Annotated in this window: 13 protein-coding genes; 8 read left to right on the forward strand and 5 right to left on the reverse strand. The window is 68.7% G+C overall.

Annotated elements, in window-relative coordinates:
* Positions 1 to 45 precede the first annotated feature (45 nt).
* Together Q0A15_RS11325 and Q0A15_RS11330 are read left to right on the forward strand one after the other, a co-directional pair.
* Positions 46 to 618: a TetR/AcrR family transcriptional regulator gene (locus tag Q0A15_RS11325; protein WP_291279633.1), complete on the forward strand. Its 573-nt coding sequence runs from the start codon at positions 46 to 48 to the stop codon at positions 616 to 618.
* A 9-nt stretch (positions 619 to 627) separates the two neighbouring features.
* Complete coding sequence (locus Q0A15_RS11330) at positions 628 to 1,533, forward strand: PHP domain-containing protein (RefSeq protein WP_291279634.1); 906 nt, start codon at positions 628 to 630, stop codon at positions 1,531 to 1,533.
* Here the strand turns inward: Q0A15_RS11330 and Q0A15_RS11335 are convergent.
* The 5 genes from Q0A15_RS11335 to Q0A15_RS11355 all read right to left on the reverse strand — a co-directional run bounded on the left by Q0A15_RS11335 (position 1,520) and on the right by Q0A15_RS11355 (position 7,396).
* Positions 1,520 to 2,788, reverse strand: a complete 1,269-nt coding sequence (locus Q0A15_RS11335) for an MFS transporter (protein WP_291279635.1) — start codon at positions 2,786 to 2,788, stop codon at positions 1,520 to 1,522. The genes Q0A15_RS11330 and Q0A15_RS11335 overlap by 14 nt on opposite strands.
* Positions 2,789 to 2,841: 53 nt before the next feature.
* On the reverse strand, positions 2,842 to 4,536 hold the full coding sequence (locus Q0A15_RS11340) for a DEAD/DEAH box helicase (protein ID WP_291279646.1): 1,695 nt from the start codon (positions 4,534 to 4,536) through the stop codon (positions 2,842 to 2,844).
* Positions 4,537 to 5,054: 518 nt separating this feature from the next.
* Positions 5,055 to 5,279: a DUF3107 domain-containing protein gene (locus Q0A15_RS11345; RefSeq protein WP_291279636.1), complete on the reverse strand. Its 225-nt coding sequence runs from the start codon at positions 5,277 to 5,279 to the stop codon at positions 5,055 to 5,057.
* Between the two features lie 80 nt (positions 5,280 to 5,359).
* Complete coding sequence (locus Q0A15_RS11350) at positions 5,360 to 5,977, reverse strand: TetR/AcrR family transcriptional regulator (RefSeq protein ID WP_291279637.1); 618 nt, start codon at positions 5,975 to 5,977, stop codon at positions 5,360 to 5,362.
* A gap of 81 nt (positions 5,978 to 6,058) precedes the next feature.
* Positions 6,059 to 7,396, reverse strand: a complete 1,338-nt coding sequence (locus Q0A15_RS11355; protein WP_291279638.1) for a glutamyl-tRNA reductase — start codon at positions 7,394 to 7,396, stop codon at positions 6,059 to 6,061.
* A gap of 234 nt (positions 7,397 to 7,630) precedes the next feature.
* Between Q0A15_RS11355 and hemE the strand changes: the two genes are divergently transcribed.
* The 6 genes from hemE to Q0A15_RS11385 all read left to right on the forward strand — a co-directional run.
* Complete coding sequence (gene hemE, locus Q0A15_RS11360) at positions 7,631 to 8,740, forward strand: uroporphyrinogen decarboxylase (protein WP_291279639.1); 1,110 nt, start codon at positions 7,631 to 7,633, stop codon at positions 8,738 to 8,740.
* Between the two features lie 27 nt (positions 8,741 to 8,767).
* Complete coding sequence (locus tag Q0A15_RS11365; protein WP_291279640.1) at positions 8,768 to 10,198, forward strand: NAD(P)/FAD-dependent oxidoreductase; 1,431 nt, start codon at positions 8,768 to 8,770, stop codon at positions 10,196 to 10,198.
* A 273-nt stretch (positions 10,199 to 10,471) separates the two neighbouring features.
* Complete coding sequence (hemQ, locus tag Q0A15_RS11370; protein WP_291279647.1) at positions 10,472 to 11,155, forward strand: hydrogen peroxide-dependent heme synthase; 684 nt, start codon at positions 10,472 to 10,474, stop codon at positions 11,153 to 11,155.
* Positions 11,152 to 12,366 carry a ferrochelatase gene (locus tag Q0A15_RS11375; RefSeq protein WP_291279641.1) on the forward strand — a complete coding sequence of 405 codons (1,215 nt, stop codon included), beginning with the start codon at positions 11,152 to 11,154 and terminating at the stop codon, positions 12,364 to 12,366. Before hemQ ends, Q0A15_RS11375 begins: the two co-directional genes overlap by 4 nt.
* Positions 12,363 to 13,349 (forward strand): hydroxymethylbilane synthase, encoded by a 987-nt coding sequence (gene hemC, locus Q0A15_RS11380; RefSeq protein WP_291279642.1) that lies wholly within the window; start codon positions 12,363 to 12,365, stop codon positions 13,347 to 13,349. Before Q0A15_RS11375 ends, hemC begins: the two co-directional genes overlap by 4 nt.
* Positions 13,350 to 13,366: 17 nt before the next feature.
* A partial coding sequence (locus Q0A15_RS11385; protein WP_291279643.1) for a uroporphyrinogen-III synthase occupies positions 13,367 to 13,906 on the forward strand: 540 nt, incomplete at its 3' end.

The raw sequence follows: 13,906 nt of genomic DNA on the forward strand, positions 1-13,906 counted from the left end.
CATATCAGAACGAGACGGAGCGTCTCGATTGGATAGGATGGCCCCATGGCTCGTCCCAGCACCATGTCCAAGGTCCATGCCGCAGTCCTCGACGTGATCGCCGAGCGCGGACCATCGGGGCTGAGCATGGAAGGCATCGCGGCGCGGGCCGGAGTGGGCAAGCAGACCCTGTACCGGACCTGGCCCACGCCGTCCGCGATCCTGTTCGATGCCATGTTGGCGCGCTCCCGGGACCAGGAGGCTCCACATCCCGTCACCCCCGCGCCGGACAGCGGCGACCGCGTGGACGAGGTGGACGACGTCCATTCGGAACTCGTGCGGCTCGTCATGGACACGGTTGCGGAGATGTTCACGGAGCCCAATGCGTCCGTTCTGCGCGCACTCGCGGCCGCGATCCAGACCGATCCCGAGGTCGGAATGGAATACCGCACGAGGTTGCTCGAGCCACAACTGCGACAGCTTTCGGGTCGTGTGGCCTCCCTCGGTGTCTCCGATCCCGATTCCGTCACGGAGCTGCTGATGGCCCCGGTCTTCTACCGCTGGTTCACCAGGGGACCCGAGCCGGACGAGGAGGAGTCCCGGCGTTGGGTGAGGGCCGCCTTGGCCGCGATCGTTTAGCCTGAACCCATGCGCATCGACCTGCACACACACTCCTGGGTGTCCGACGGTACGGAGGCACCTGCCGCCCTCGTCGCGGCGGCCGCCGCGCAGGGTGTCCAGATCGTGGCCACCACCGATCACGACCAGACGGCTGGGTGGGGCGAGTCGCGTGATGCCGCGGCCGAGCACGGGATCGGCTGGGTGGGCGGTATGGAGGTCACCTGCCGGGTTCCTGCCTCCGGCAAGAGCGTGCACATGCTCTGCTACCTGCATGACCCCACCTCACCGGACCTTCTGGCCGGGCTGACCAGGCTCCGCGTGGACCGCGAGACCAGGGCGCAACGCATCGTGGAGCGACTGGCGCAGGACTTCGCGATCACCTGGGACCACGTCCTTGGCATGACGCAGGAGGGCTCAACGGTGGGACGCCCGCACATCGCCGACGCGCTGGTGGACCTCGGCATCGTCCCGACGCGCAGCGACGCCTTCACCGACCTGCTCTCGCCCCGCAACAAGTACTACGTCGGGACCCCCGCGCTGGACCCGGTCGACGCGGTTCGGCTCATCCACTCTGCAGGGGGAGTGGCTGTCATGGCGCATCCTGCCGCAAGCAAACGCGGACGCGTGGTGGATCGCGAGGAGATGCTGGCCGTGGTGGAGGCGGGACTGGACGGCGTGGAGGTCCACCACCGGGACAACTCCGAGCAGGGACGCGCCGATCTCCTCGCGCTGGCGAGCGAACGAGACCTGATCGTCACGGGTTCCTCGGATTATCACGGTAGGGGCAAACCCAACCGGCTCGGAGAGCACACCACGGCCCCGGACCAATTGGCCCGGATCATCCGCAAGGCGGAATCGCTGAGTTCTCGCACCGGGAGTGCGCGCGAGCTGCCCTATGCAGGGTTCGGCCTCGAGGACCTCACCGCGAGCTGACGGGTTCGGCCTTGTCCGGTGGAAGGGCCAGCGTGAGGAACACTCCGAGCAGGCACAGGCAGAAGGGCAACCAGAACGCCCCGGTCAGCCCGACCAACCCGGACAACCAGCCGATCACGGCCGGGCCAACCAGCAGACCGGCGTAGCCGGCTCCCACCACACGGGAGAGCACCACGGGTGCCTTGGGTCCCTTGACCAAGGATCCGGCCGCGGAGAACAGCTGCGGCACGATCCCTGCCAGCCCGAGCCCGTAGATGCCCCAGCCGACCACGGACACGGGGTGCGAGGGAACCAGGATCACGAGCAGGACGCCCAAGGCCGCGGTCATGGCCCCGAAGCGGACCACGTTCATGGCGCCGATCCGGTGGGAGATGGGGTCGATCGCGAAACGCATGATGGTCATCCCGACGGAGAAGACGCCATAGCCCAAGGACGCCGCGGCCGGGTCGATGGCGAGCTCCGCCACCGCGTGGCGACCGCTCCAGTCGGAGACCGTGCCCTCCGCCAGGAAGAAGCTGGCAGCGAGGAAGGCCAGGATGAGACCCATCCGCAGCACGGACGGCGCCTTGGCGCCGAAGGGCGCCGTGCCGCCCGACGACGTGTGGTCGCGACCCGCGGAACCCGACGCCGCTGCGTCGGGCATGACGACGGGTATGGCACCCGTCGCAACGGCGACCACCGGCATGGCGCCGGTGGCGCCCGTGGAATCGACGCCCGGCAGCAGAGTTCGCATCACGAGCACCTGCCCCAGCAGCGTCAGGGCGGCCATGAGGGTCATGGAGGCCACGATGGGCCACCCGAGATGCTGCAACGGACCGCCGAGCGCGGCTCCGAGGGCCCCACCGATGGAGTAGAAGGCATGCACGGAGCCCATGATGGGACGCCCGTAGCCACGTTCCACCCGCACGGCCTGATCGTTCATGCCGATATCGAGCAAGGACTGTCCGGCGCCGAGGACCACGAGCGCGACGCCGAGCCACCAGACGTTGGGCATGAGCCCCACGATCACCAGGCTGGCCGCCATCAGCGGGGCACCCATGAGGCACAGGGCCTTGGAGCCCAGCCGGGCGGCCAGCAGGCCGCCCAGCTGCATGGCGATGATCGAGGCCACACCCATGACCAGCAGCAGCAGCCCGAGGCCACCGTCGTCGGTGTCGACGTGGTCCACGATGGACGGGATGTGGACCACCCACGTGGCCATCCCGAAACCGCACACCAGGAAGGTGGCGGAAATGCCGAGGCGAGCGGAGCGCATCCGGGGCGTTGCCCGGAAACGTGGACCGGACGGGTGTGCCTGGGCCCCGCCGCTCACTCCTGCGAGGAACCCTGCTGGGAGCCGCCGGAGGTGCCGCCGTTGCCGTTGTGGTGGGTACGGCGGCGACGACGGCGGTTGCCCTGCCCACCACCGGACTTGGTCCCGTGACCGGACTTGGCTTGGGTCTCGGTGGAAGCGGACTTGTCCGCGCCCTCGTGGGCCGGACGATCGGCGCGGCCCTTGCCGCCGCCGTCGTGCGTTCCGCGCTCACCTTGCTCATCTCGCCTGGTGCGGCCGCCCTGGTTGCGGCCACCACCACGGGAGCCACCGGAGCGTCCGCCCGAACGACCACCACGGGAACCACCGCGGGAACCACCGCGGCCACCGTCACGGCCGCCACGGGAACCCCCGCGTTCAGGTTTGGCGCCGGGGCCGCCCAAGTCCTCGAGGGTCTCGGCATCCAGGCCGGCAAGTACACGCTTGTCGCGGGGCAGGCGGCCCTTGGTGCCCTTGGGGATATTCAGATCCGCGAAGAGGTGAGGCGAGGAGGAGTAGGTCTCCAACGGTTCGGGAACGTCCAGGCCGAGCGCCTTGTTGATGAGGCCCCAGCGTGGCACGTCCTCCCAGTCCACGAAGGTGATGGCGGTGCCCTTGTTGCCGGCGCGGCCGGTGCGGCCAACGCGGTGCAAGTAGGTCTTCTCGTCATCCGGGCACTGCAGATTGATCACGTGGGTCACATCGTCCACGTCGATACCGCGAGCCGCGACGTCGGTCGCCACGAGGACGTCCACCTTGTCGTTGCGGAAGGCACGCAGCGCCTGTTCGCGGGCCCCCTGACCCAGGTCGCCGTGGATGGCGCCTGCGGCGAAACCACGGTCGGTCAACTCCTCCGTGAGGCGTGCGGCCTGACGCTTGGTGCGGGTGAAGATGATGGTCTTGCCACGGCCCTCGGCCTGCAGGATGCGGGCGATGACCTCATCCTTGTCCAGGTGGTGGGCGCGGTAGATGACCTGACGGATGTCCTTCTTGGTGATGGAATCATCGTCCGGGTCCGCCGCACGGATGTGGGTGGGATGGGACATGTAGCGACGGGCCATGGCGATCACGGGGCCGGGCATGGTCGCGGAGAAGAGCATGGTCTGGCGCACCTCCGGCACGGCGGAGAGCAGGCGCTCCACGTCAGGCAGGAAGCCGAGGTCGAGCATCTCGTCGGCCTCGTCCAGGACCCCGGTGCGGACCTGGGACAGGTTGAGGTGACGCTGACGGTTCAGGTCGATCAGCCGACCGGGAGTACCGACCACGACCTCGACGCCGGCCTGCAGCTGCTCGATCTGCGGTTCGTAGGCGCGGCCGCCGTAGATGGTGGCGATGCGCACGCGACGCTTGGTGGCGGCAGCCGTCAGGTCGTGGCCCACCTGCACGGCCAGCTCGCGGGTCGGGGCCACGATCAGGGCCTGCGGGGCACCAGGAGTGGGGAGGGCATCGAAACCGTCCTCGTCAGGGGCGATGACGCGCTGGAGCGCCGGGATGCCGAAGCCCCGCGTCTTACCGGTACCGGTCTTGGCCTGGCCGCTGATGTCGTGTCCACTCAAGGCGACCGGCAGGGTCAGCGCCTGAATGGGGAAGGGATGGGTGATGCCCTTGTCTGCCAAGGCCTCCACGATGTGGCGGTCGACGCCGAGTTCGGCGAAGCTCTTCACATCGGGCGCCGGCTTGGCCGGGGCATCGGTGCTGGGGGAGGTTCCCACCTTGGCCGGCTCAACCAGCTCGGTGGGGGTGAGGGGTGCCTCGTCCTGGGGCGCTGCGCCCGAGGTGTTCTGGTCTGTGGTGCTCACGTGTGTATTGGGTCCTTGTCGGATCGGGCGCTCATGTTCAGGCGCTGACGTAGGTGGAGCCGATCGCGGTGGGACCCGGCCCGCCGTGCGTGTACCACGGGGAAGAGGGCCGGTGCGGACCATCGCGGGTCTGGGGCCATGCGACGTCATGACTTACATGCGCCGGGACAAGGACTCGGTGACCCGTCGAGGAGTTCGCGAGGAGATTGCTGTTGGTCAGCGACCGGGCATCCGGATGATACGGACGTGCTCAGTCTAACCGTTCACCCGGGCGCCTCGCGGGTATCCGGGTTCGGCGGCGGCCTGCCCCGGAACCAATTCTGGTCAGAACGCGCGCTTACGGCGCGCGTTCTGACCAGAATTGGTGGGGTCGAGGGACCCCGAGATGAAATGGGTGAGGCCCAGGGCCCCGAGCTGAGGAGGCGGCTACCTCACTCCGCGGCGAATCCGACGCGGCGCGGTTTCTCGCGGCCGAACTCGACGTAGGCGAGGCCGGCGGCCGGGACCACGATCTCGCCGCCCTTGGAGTCCTTCAGGCGAAGCAGGCTGCCGCCTGCGATGGCCTGCTCCACAGCCTTGGCGACGTCCTCACGCGACTCGTCTGACTCGAAAGCCAGTTCTCGGGCCACGTTCTGAATGCCGATGCGCACGTCCATGCTTGGATACCTTTCGTCGGTGCCGCTCTGGTGCCGATGAGGGGGAGAGCCGCTTGAGTGAACTTTCCCCAAGCCTATGCTCAGTTGGCGGTGTCCGCCTGCGGGAAACCGCCGATTCCGCGCCAAGCCAAACGGGACACCAAGGAGGAGGCCGTTTCCTGGTCGGGATCCGGTGATGTCTGCCAATGGGCGGCTGCGGACTGGGCGGCGCCTCCCAAGGCGTGCCCCAGCAGAACCGCGGAGGCGTGGGGGAGTCCGGCCTGTGCCTCGATGACGGCCCCGATCTCCTCCGCGACGGAGGTCTGGAACGCGGCGATGCGCTGGGAGACCTCGGGATCGTTGGCGAGGTCGGAGGAGAAGACGAGCCGGTGAGCCAAGGCGTCCTGTGCCACCATCTCGAAGAAGGTGCCGATGGTCGCTGCTACGCGGTCACGGTTCTCCGTGGGGATGCGTACGGCATCCGTGATGGTGGCGAGCAGCCTGTCGAGCTCGGAGTCAAGCAGTTCCAGGTAGAGCTCTCGCTTGCCCGGGAAGTGCTGGTAGAGCACCGGCTTGGAGACTCCGGCTGCGTTGGCGATGTCATCCATGGAGGCGGCGTGATATCCGCGCTTGGCGAAGACGTCGTGAGCCACTCCGAGTAGTTGCGCATGCCGCTGGGCGCGGGGAAGCCGCGTCTGTTTGCGTGGGGGCGTGGGCACGATTCGGGATTCTCCGCTCACATCGGGTGGGTCGATCAGACCCCTATGCTACTCCCCGGTAGCCACGCGAGTGGCTCGGGTTCAGGCGCTGCGCTCGTGGTCTGCGCTGATGGGGCACACCGCACCGGTTGCGCCGGGACGCCCCGAGGGGGTGGGTTCCGTCGCGGAGGGCTGGGGCGCGGAGGCATCCGAGCTCAGGTCGATCCCGTAGAGGGCGTCCAGACCAGCGGTGAAATCGTCCAGGTTGCCTGCCGCCGCAGCCTCACGGGCACGCACCATGGGAGTGTGTAGCAGCTGCTTGACCATGCGGCGCATCGCGAACTCCACCTCCTCGGCAGCGGCCGTGCAGCCGTGCTGGGCGCGGACCTTCTCGATCTCCGACTCCAAGACGCTCTGTGTGTGCTTGCGCAGGGCGACGATGGCCGCATCCGCGCCGCGCTGGCGGTGCGCCTTGGCGAAGTCCTGGGCGGCTTCGTCCACGATGTGACGGGCGGTGCGCACCGACTCGACCTGTTCGCGAGGTGCGGCCATACGTACGGACTCCAAGGTCAGCAGCGTGACACCGTCCACGGTGTCCAGCTCGGGAGCGAAATCGCGGGAGAGGGCCAGGTCGATGGCCACGAGCGGCTTGCCTCCACGGTCCAACTCCGCAAGGTCCTCCGCATCCAGGCGCTGGGACCCGCCCGAACAACCGATGATCACGTCTGCGGTGGCCAAGCGGTCGGCCAGATCCCGATCGGTGAGGGCGTCGCCGGTCCGCGAGGCGGTGAACGCCTCGGCGCGCCCCGAAGCAGAGTAGACGCCGATTCGCCCGGTGCCGCGTTCCTGCAGAAGGGACAGCGTGGCGCCCGCATAGGCGCCGGTGCCGAAGAGGACGACCTCGCGAGATGCCCAGGGGCCGGGCTCCAGGTCGGTGGCGAGGTCGAGGGCCACCGAGACGATGGACTTACCGCGGGAGCCCAACGTGGTGTTGGACTGAACGGCCTTGGCCGTGCGGGATGCGGTCTGGAAGAGCTTGCTCAGACGACCGGTCACGGTACCTGCCCGTTGCGCGTCCGTCAGGGAGCGGCGGATCTGACCGGCGATCTCGCGTTCGCCCACCACGGCGGAATCCAGCCCGGAGGCCACGGAGAAGAGGTGACGTACCGCATCATGGTCGGTGAGGGTGGTCAGGGCGCGGCTGACGATGGCCGGGGGAAGATCCGCGGTGGAGGCAACCGAGTCCACGAATCCGGCACGGGTCGCGTCTGCGTCGGCGCCGTCATGCAGCTCGGCGTAGACCTCGAATCGGTTGCAGGTGGACACCACCACCGTGCCTGCCACGCCCGGCAACCGCCGGTGGGAAAGCACGTTGGAGGCTGCGGAGAGTCGCGCGACCGTTTCCAGGTCGAGCTCCGCATGGGACGCAATCAAGGACATCAACACCACAATGTGCTGAGTCTAGCCCTCATCAGGCCCGTGAGCAGGTGAGGATGCCCTCACCGATTCGCTGGCCACTCGGACGTTGATCACAGTGTGGTGAGGCGACTTCAGCGTGATTCCGGGCCAAACTTCTACTTCGCGTAGAAAACACGGTGATCTTGATCCGACGCAGTGTGTGGTGATCCTCTCGCCGGATGGCGAGGGCACCTGAAATAGCGGCAGAATGGGGTCATGCTCCACTTGCCTGCGCAGCACCCCTTGGCCTCCGGCCTCACCTCTGAGGCATCCCTCATCTCCGCTTATACGGGGAAGACCCCGGCCCGTAGGCCGGTTTGGTTCATGCGGCAGGCCGGGCGTTCGCTGCCCGAGTATCGCGAGGTCCGGCAGGGGACGGCCATGTTGGATTCCTGCCTCACCCCGGACCTGGCTGCCGAGATCACCGTGCAGCCCGTGCGTCGGCACGACGTGGACGCAGGCATCTTCTTCTCAGACATCGTGGTGCCGTTGAAGCTGGCAGGCCTCGACGTGGACATCGAGCCGGGGGTCGGCCCCGTGTTCGGCGAGGCCATCTCCACCGCCGAGCAGGTTGCCGAGCTACCAGAACTGACGGATGCCGCCCTCGAACCCATCCGCGAGGCCGTGCGGCTGACCGTGCACCAGCTCGGCTCCACGCCGTTGATCGGTTTCGCCGGAGCACCCTTCACCCTGGCCGCCTACATGGTGCAGGGACGCCCTAGCCGCGACCACCTTGCCGCACGCCGCTTGATGCACGCCGATCCCGACACCTGGGCGGCGTTGTGCGCCTGGACGGCGAACGTTTCGGCCAAGTTCCTGGCCGCCCAGATCGAGGCCGGCGCATCCGCCGCCCAGCTCTTCGACTCCTGGGGTGGATCGCTCTCGGCCCGGGATTACGAGGCCCTCGTGGCCCCGTCGTCCGCGAAGGTCCTGGCCGCTGCGCAGGCATACGGCATCCCGGTGGTGCACTTCGGTGTTGGCACCTCGGATCTGCTGGTCTCCATGCACAACGCGGGCGGCACGGTCATGGGCGTGGACTACCGACTGGATCTGGACCGGGCCGAGGAACGACTCGGCGGTGGCGTTCCGCTGCAAGGCAATATCGACCCCGCGATGCTCGGCGCCGGGTGGGATGCACTGAGCGCCCACACGCTGGATGTCTTGGCCCGAGGCGCAGCCGCCCCCGGCCACGTGGTCAATCTGGGCCACGGGGTTCCGGCCGATACGGACCCCACGGTCCTGACCAGGCTCGTGGAATTCATCCATTCCGTCCCGGTGGACGCCGACCCCGTGCAGTGGGCCGCGGCAACGAAGCTGGGGGCCTGAGCCGTGCCGCAGTCGAACTCCTCTCCCGTGGCACCTTCGCCCCGTCCCGTCGCAGCGGTGGTGGGTGCCGGCGTGGCCGGCCTCGTGTCCGCGCGTGAGCTCGCGCTGCTTGGCTATGCGGTCACAGTGTTCGACGCCGCGGCGCCCGGTGGGCGCGTCGGCTCACATACGCTGGATGGCCTCGTGCTGGACGCGGGAGCGGAGTCCTTCGCGACCCGCACCCCTGCGGTAGCCGACCTGGCCGCCGAACTGGGACTCACCGTCGTGGCGCCCACCCAGTCGCCGGCGTGGTTGCATGCAGGCCCCGGCCGCGATCTCCCACTGCCCAAGACCGGATTGCTCGGCATCCCCGGCGACCCCACGGCCACTGAGGTCGTGAACGCCCTGGGCGCGGACGCCGCAGCCCGGGCGGCCGAGGACCTGACCACCGCCGTGGATCCCTCCCTCCTGGACGGACCCGTGACCCTGGGGCGCCTCGTGCGAGAGCGACTGGGAGACGTGGCCCTGGAAACGCTCGTGACCCCTGTGGTCTCCGGCGTGCATTCTGCCGACCCCGACCGCCTCGACGCCGATGCCATCGCCCCCGGTCTGCGGGAGGCTCTCGCCGAGACCGGTTCGCTCTGCAAGGCAGCCGCAGCCCTCCGCGCCGCGGCCCCCGCAGGGTCTGCGGTGGCCGGCGTCGAGGGCGGCATGCACCGCCTCGTGGAGGCCCTCGTCGAGGACCTCGAGCGCCGCGGGGTGCACCTGCCGGTCGGTACCGAGGTCACGGCGGTCTCCCGTGGTGAGCACGGCGGGTTCGTCGTGGACCACGCAACGGGCCACCGGCCGTCGGGCACAGAAGCGGCCGCAGGCCGGCTGCAGGCGGACCGGCTCGTGATCGCCACGGAAGGTCCCGCCGCCGTGGACCTGCTCTCCACCGCAGTCCCGGCGCTCGCCGCGCTGCGTCCTGACGAGGGCGCCGGCGTCTCGCTCGTGACGCTGGTGGTGGATGTTCCCGAACTCGACGACGCCCCTCGCGGCAGCGGCCTCCTGGTAGCCCCCGGCAGCGAGGACGTGGCGGCCAAGGCCCTGACCCATGCCACCGCCAAGTGGCCCTGGCTCCAGCGCGAGGCCGGTCCGGGACGCCACGTGGTGCGGCTGTCCTACGGGCGGTTGACCGACGAGGCGGCGCGGCTGGCCGATTCCGACGACCAGACCCTGATCTCGGCAGGGATCAAGGACGCTGCGACACTGCTCGGCGTGGAGTTCACCGCAGCGGACGTGCTGGCATCAGACGTGGTCAGACACGGAGGAGCCCTGCCGATGGCCACGCCCGGGCACCGTCAGCGGCTGCAGCAGATCGCTCGGGTGCTGGATGCCGAGGAGGATCTGGATGTGGTGGGCGCCTGGCGCGTCGGCACCGGCCTGACCGCGGTGGTGGGTTCCACGAGAAAGAGTCTGCGGGTGAGCGTGTCATGATGCGCCACAGACGCGGCTGACGTAGAAACCGAATCGCTTCAGACCGAAAACCCTTGATGAGACTGGCAGCCGTTGTCAGGACCGGCAACCCTTGTACAGACTGACAGAACGTGTACAGACTGACAGAACTTGTACGGACTGGCGAGACTTGTTCAGGCTCTCAAGATATAGAAGACAACACGACTCACTAGTGAAGATGTGAGCCACGAGAAAGGAACAGGTGAGGGCAGCATGTCCGAGTCCGTGAATCGTCCCGTCAATACCTCCCCGGTGATGGATGAGCGCAACCGCGAGGGCGAGCACACCCTGAACTTCACGGTGTGGGCCGTCTACGCTCGCCGTGAACAGGTGGACCGCTCGGCTGATGCACCCGCCGAGTTCGAGGCGGAGACCGCAGCCCTGGCCGCCGAGGGCGTCACCCTGCGCGGGATCTACGACGTCTCCGGTATGCGCGCGGATTCCGATGTGCTGCTGTGGCTGCACGGTCCCTCCTTCGACTCCCTGCAGTCCGCGCTGCGTCGCCTGCGGCGGACCGAACTGCTGGCAGGCACCGACCTTGCGCAGTCGTTCTTCGGCGTGCACCGCTCGGCAGAGTTCGCCAAGGACCACTCCCCGGCGTTCACCCGCGGCGTCCCGGCAGCGGACTGGTTGACCGTGTACCCGTTCGTGCGTTCCTACGAGTGGTACCTGATGGATCCCAAGGAGCGTGGCGTGTTGCTGCGTGACCACGGCATCCTCGGCCGCGACTTCCCCATGGTGCAGGCCAACACGGTCGCGGCGTTCGCGCTGGGTGACTACGAGTGGATCGTGGCGATGGAGGCCCCGGAGGCCATCGACCTCGTGGACATGATGCGGCACCTGCGTTACACCGAGGCGCGCAATCACGTGCGCGAGGAGATCCCGTTCTACACCGGCAAGCGGATCGACGCGGCGGCCGCCGTGGAGGTTCTGGCATGACGCTCACGGAGCAACGCTTCGACCCGCGGGAGGGATATGACGAGAACGGCAGGATGCGGGCCAAGGCCTACGACGCCCTGGTGCTCTCCTCCTTCGGCGGTCCTGAGGGCCAGGAGGACGTGATCCCGTTCCTGCGCAACGTCACCGGCGGGCGCGGTATCCCGGAGGAGCGCCTCGAAGAGGTGGCACACCACTACCGGCTCAACGGGGGGATCAGCCCCATCAACGCCCAGAACCGGGCTCTGAAGTCCGCGATCGAGGCCGAGTTGGCCGCTCGCGGCATCGAGCTGCCCGTGCTGTGGGCCAACCGTAACTGGGCCCCCTACGTGCGCGACGTCCTTGTGCAGGCCCATGAGGACGGCATGGACAAGCTGTTGGTGCTGGCCACCAGCGCCTACGCCGGCTATTCCTCCTGCCGCCAGTACCGTGAGGACTACGGCGAGGCGCTGCGGGAGACCGGACTGGAGGGCAAGGTCGAGGTGGACAAGATCCGCCAGTACTTCGACACCCCCGGATTCGTGCAGCCCTTCGTCGATGACCTGAAAGCCGGGCTCGCGGATGTGCGGGCACAGCTCGCCGCTCGTGGTGAGGAGGGTGCGCCGCTGCGGATCGTCTTCACCACCCACTCGATCCCGCAGACCGACGCAGACGCAGCCGGTCCCCGCGACCTGGCGGCGTCCATCGACACGGATGTGTACTCCCACCAGCACCTGGCCGTGGCCAACAAGATTCTCTCTCAGGTGCCCGAGGCGGACGGCCTGGAATGGTCCCTGGTCTTCCAGTCCCGTTCCGGGGCCCCGCACGTGCCGTGGCTGGAACCGGACATCAACGACGCTTTGGCCGAGTACGCGCAGGCGGGTACGCGTGGTGTGGTGGTGGTCCCCATCGGCTTCGTCTCGGACCACATGGAGGTGTTCTGGGATCTCGACACCGAGGCCAAGCAGACCTCGGAGGAGTTGGGTCTCGCATTCCACCGTGTCCCGACCCACGGAACCCACACCGCCTTCGTCTCCACGATCGTCGACCTCGTCGAGGAGCGACTGCTGGGCCCCGACGGCAAGCCTCGACGCGAGGGACGCGTGACGTGCATGGACGACGGCCCCTGGTACGACGTCTGCCGCGCCAATTGCTGCGTGAAGCAGATGCGCGACGGCACGTACAAGCCCACCATCGGTGCCGTGGACTCCGAGGTGGGTGTGCCGCGGTCATGACGGGCTTCAGCATCGGGACCAGAGGCTCCGACCTGGCCCGGACCCAGACCGGGCACGTGGCCGTGGCACTCACCGAGGCCGGCGCGGGTGAGGCAGACACTCAGATCGTGCGGACCGAGGGTGACGTCGTCACCGGCCCCCTGGCCTCGCTCGGAGGCACGGGCGTCTTCGCCGCCGCCTTGCGCCAGAAGGTGCTGGACGGCGGGGTGCAGGTGGCCGTGCACTCCCTCAAGGACCTGCCGGTGGCCCAGCCAGAGGGGCTGGTCATCGCGGCCGTCCCGGAACGCGCCGACGTGCGCGACGTCCTGGTGGCCCGTGACGGCTTGACCCTGGATACGTTGCCCACCGCAGCTCATGTGGGTACCGGTTCACCGCGTAGGGCGGCCCAGCTGAAGGCCGCCCGCCCGGACCTGGTGATCCACGGCGTCCGCGGCAACGTCCCCACCCGCCTGCGGAGGGTGAAGGGCATGAGCGTGGAACACCCGGACCTGGGCAGCGTCGGGCGCGAGAACGAGGGCGATCTGGACGCCGTGGTCCTGGCCGGATCCGGCCTGGACCGGCTGGGTCTCGGTCACCTCGCCACCGAACGCATCGACCCCCATGTCATGCTGCCCGCCCCCGGGCAGGGAGCCTTGGCCGTGGAGGTCTCGGCCCGGACCGCGGCTGAGGACTCCGCGCTGCGCAACGCGCTCACCGTCGTGGAGCACACCCCCACCCGGTTGGCCGTCACAGCGGAACGCGCACTGCTCGCCACGCTGGAGGGCGGTTGTGCCGCGCCGGTCGGGGCTCTCGGAGTCCTCGGACGGAACGGGACCTTGAAACTGGATGCGGCCGTGGTCAGTCCCGCCGGGTCTCGTGCCCTGCGCCGCCACACCGCGGGAGAAGTGCGTAACGAAGGCCAAGCCGCGCGCCTGGGTGAGACACTGGCACAGGAACTACTGGCAGCCGGAGCCGCAGACCTGATGGGCACCACCGACGCCTGAGGAGGCAGGGACACAACGTGACTGAGAGCGTCGAGACCAGCACTCGTGCACGTGTCGGAGTACTGCGGGCAGCGGCCCGTCAGCGATCCCTGGTCACCGCCCTGCTGGACGAAGCGGTCACACCCGTGGTGTGCCCACTCATCGATCATGAACTGCCCAAGCCTGGGCCGGACCTCGAGGATGTGCAGCAGGCACTGGAGGCCCTGAGGAGCGGTGCCTGCGCCTGGGTCGCCTTCACCTCAGCCACCACCGTGGCGGCGCTGGAAGCCGTGGCTGAACGCTCCGGCACCCGGCTGGACGTGGCGCAGGCAACCCGCGTGGCCGCCGTCGGACGGACCACAGCCGCGGCTCTGCGGGAGGCCGGGATCCGGGTGGACCTGGTTCCGAACACCCACAGCGCGGCAGGACTCGTGGAGGCCTGGCCCACCTGTGAGGACACCGGTGCGGCCACCGTGCTGCTGCCGGCGTCCGCGCTCGCCGCGCCGACCCTCGCGGACGGCCTCCTGGAGAAGGGATGGCGCCCCCGCCCCGTCACCGCCTACACCACGGTCCAACCC

The organism is Galactobacter sp. (genome assembly GCF_022712295.1).
Taxonomy (GTDB): domain Bacteria; phylum Actinomycetota; class Actinomycetes; order Actinomycetales; family Micrococcaceae; genus Galactobacter.

Excerpts from the sequence above, each read along its gene's own strand:
- Q0A15_RS11345 (WP_291279636.1), bottom strand. The coding sequence starts at position 5,279 with ATGGACGTGCGCATCGGCATTCAGAACGTGGCCCGAGAACTGGCTTTC.
- Q0A15_RS11335 (WP_291279635.1), bottom strand. The coding sequence starts at position 2,788 with ATGCGCTCCGCTCGCCTCGGCATTTCCGCCACCTTCCTGGTGTGCGGT.
- Q0A15_RS11355 (WP_291279638.1), bottom strand. The coding sequence starts at position 7,396 with ATGTCCTTGATTGCGTCCCATGCGGAGCTCGACCTGGAAACGGTCGCG.
- hemC (WP_291279642.1), top strand. The coding sequence starts at position 12,363 with ATGACGGGCTTCAGCATCGGGACCAGAGGCTCCGACCTGGCCCGGACC.
- hemE (WP_291279639.1), top strand. The coding sequence starts at position 7,631 with ATGCTCCACTTGCCTGCGCAGCACCCCTTGGCCTCCGGCCTCACCTCT.
- Q0A15_RS11330 (WP_291279634.1), top strand. The coding sequence starts at position 628 with ATGCGCATCGACCTGCACACACACTCCTGGGTGTCCGACGGTACGGAG.
- hemQ (WP_291279647.1), top strand. The coding sequence starts at position 10,472 with ATGGATGAGCGCAACCGCGAGGGCGAGCACACCCTGAACTTCACGGTG.
- Q0A15_RS11375 (WP_291279641.1), top strand. The coding sequence starts at position 11,152 with ATGACGCTCACGGAGCAACGCTTCGACCCGCGGGAGGGATATGACGAG.
- Q0A15_RS11325 (WP_291279633.1), top strand. The coding sequence starts at position 46 with ATGGCTCGTCCCAGCACCATGTCCAAGGTCCATGCCGCAGTCCTCGAC.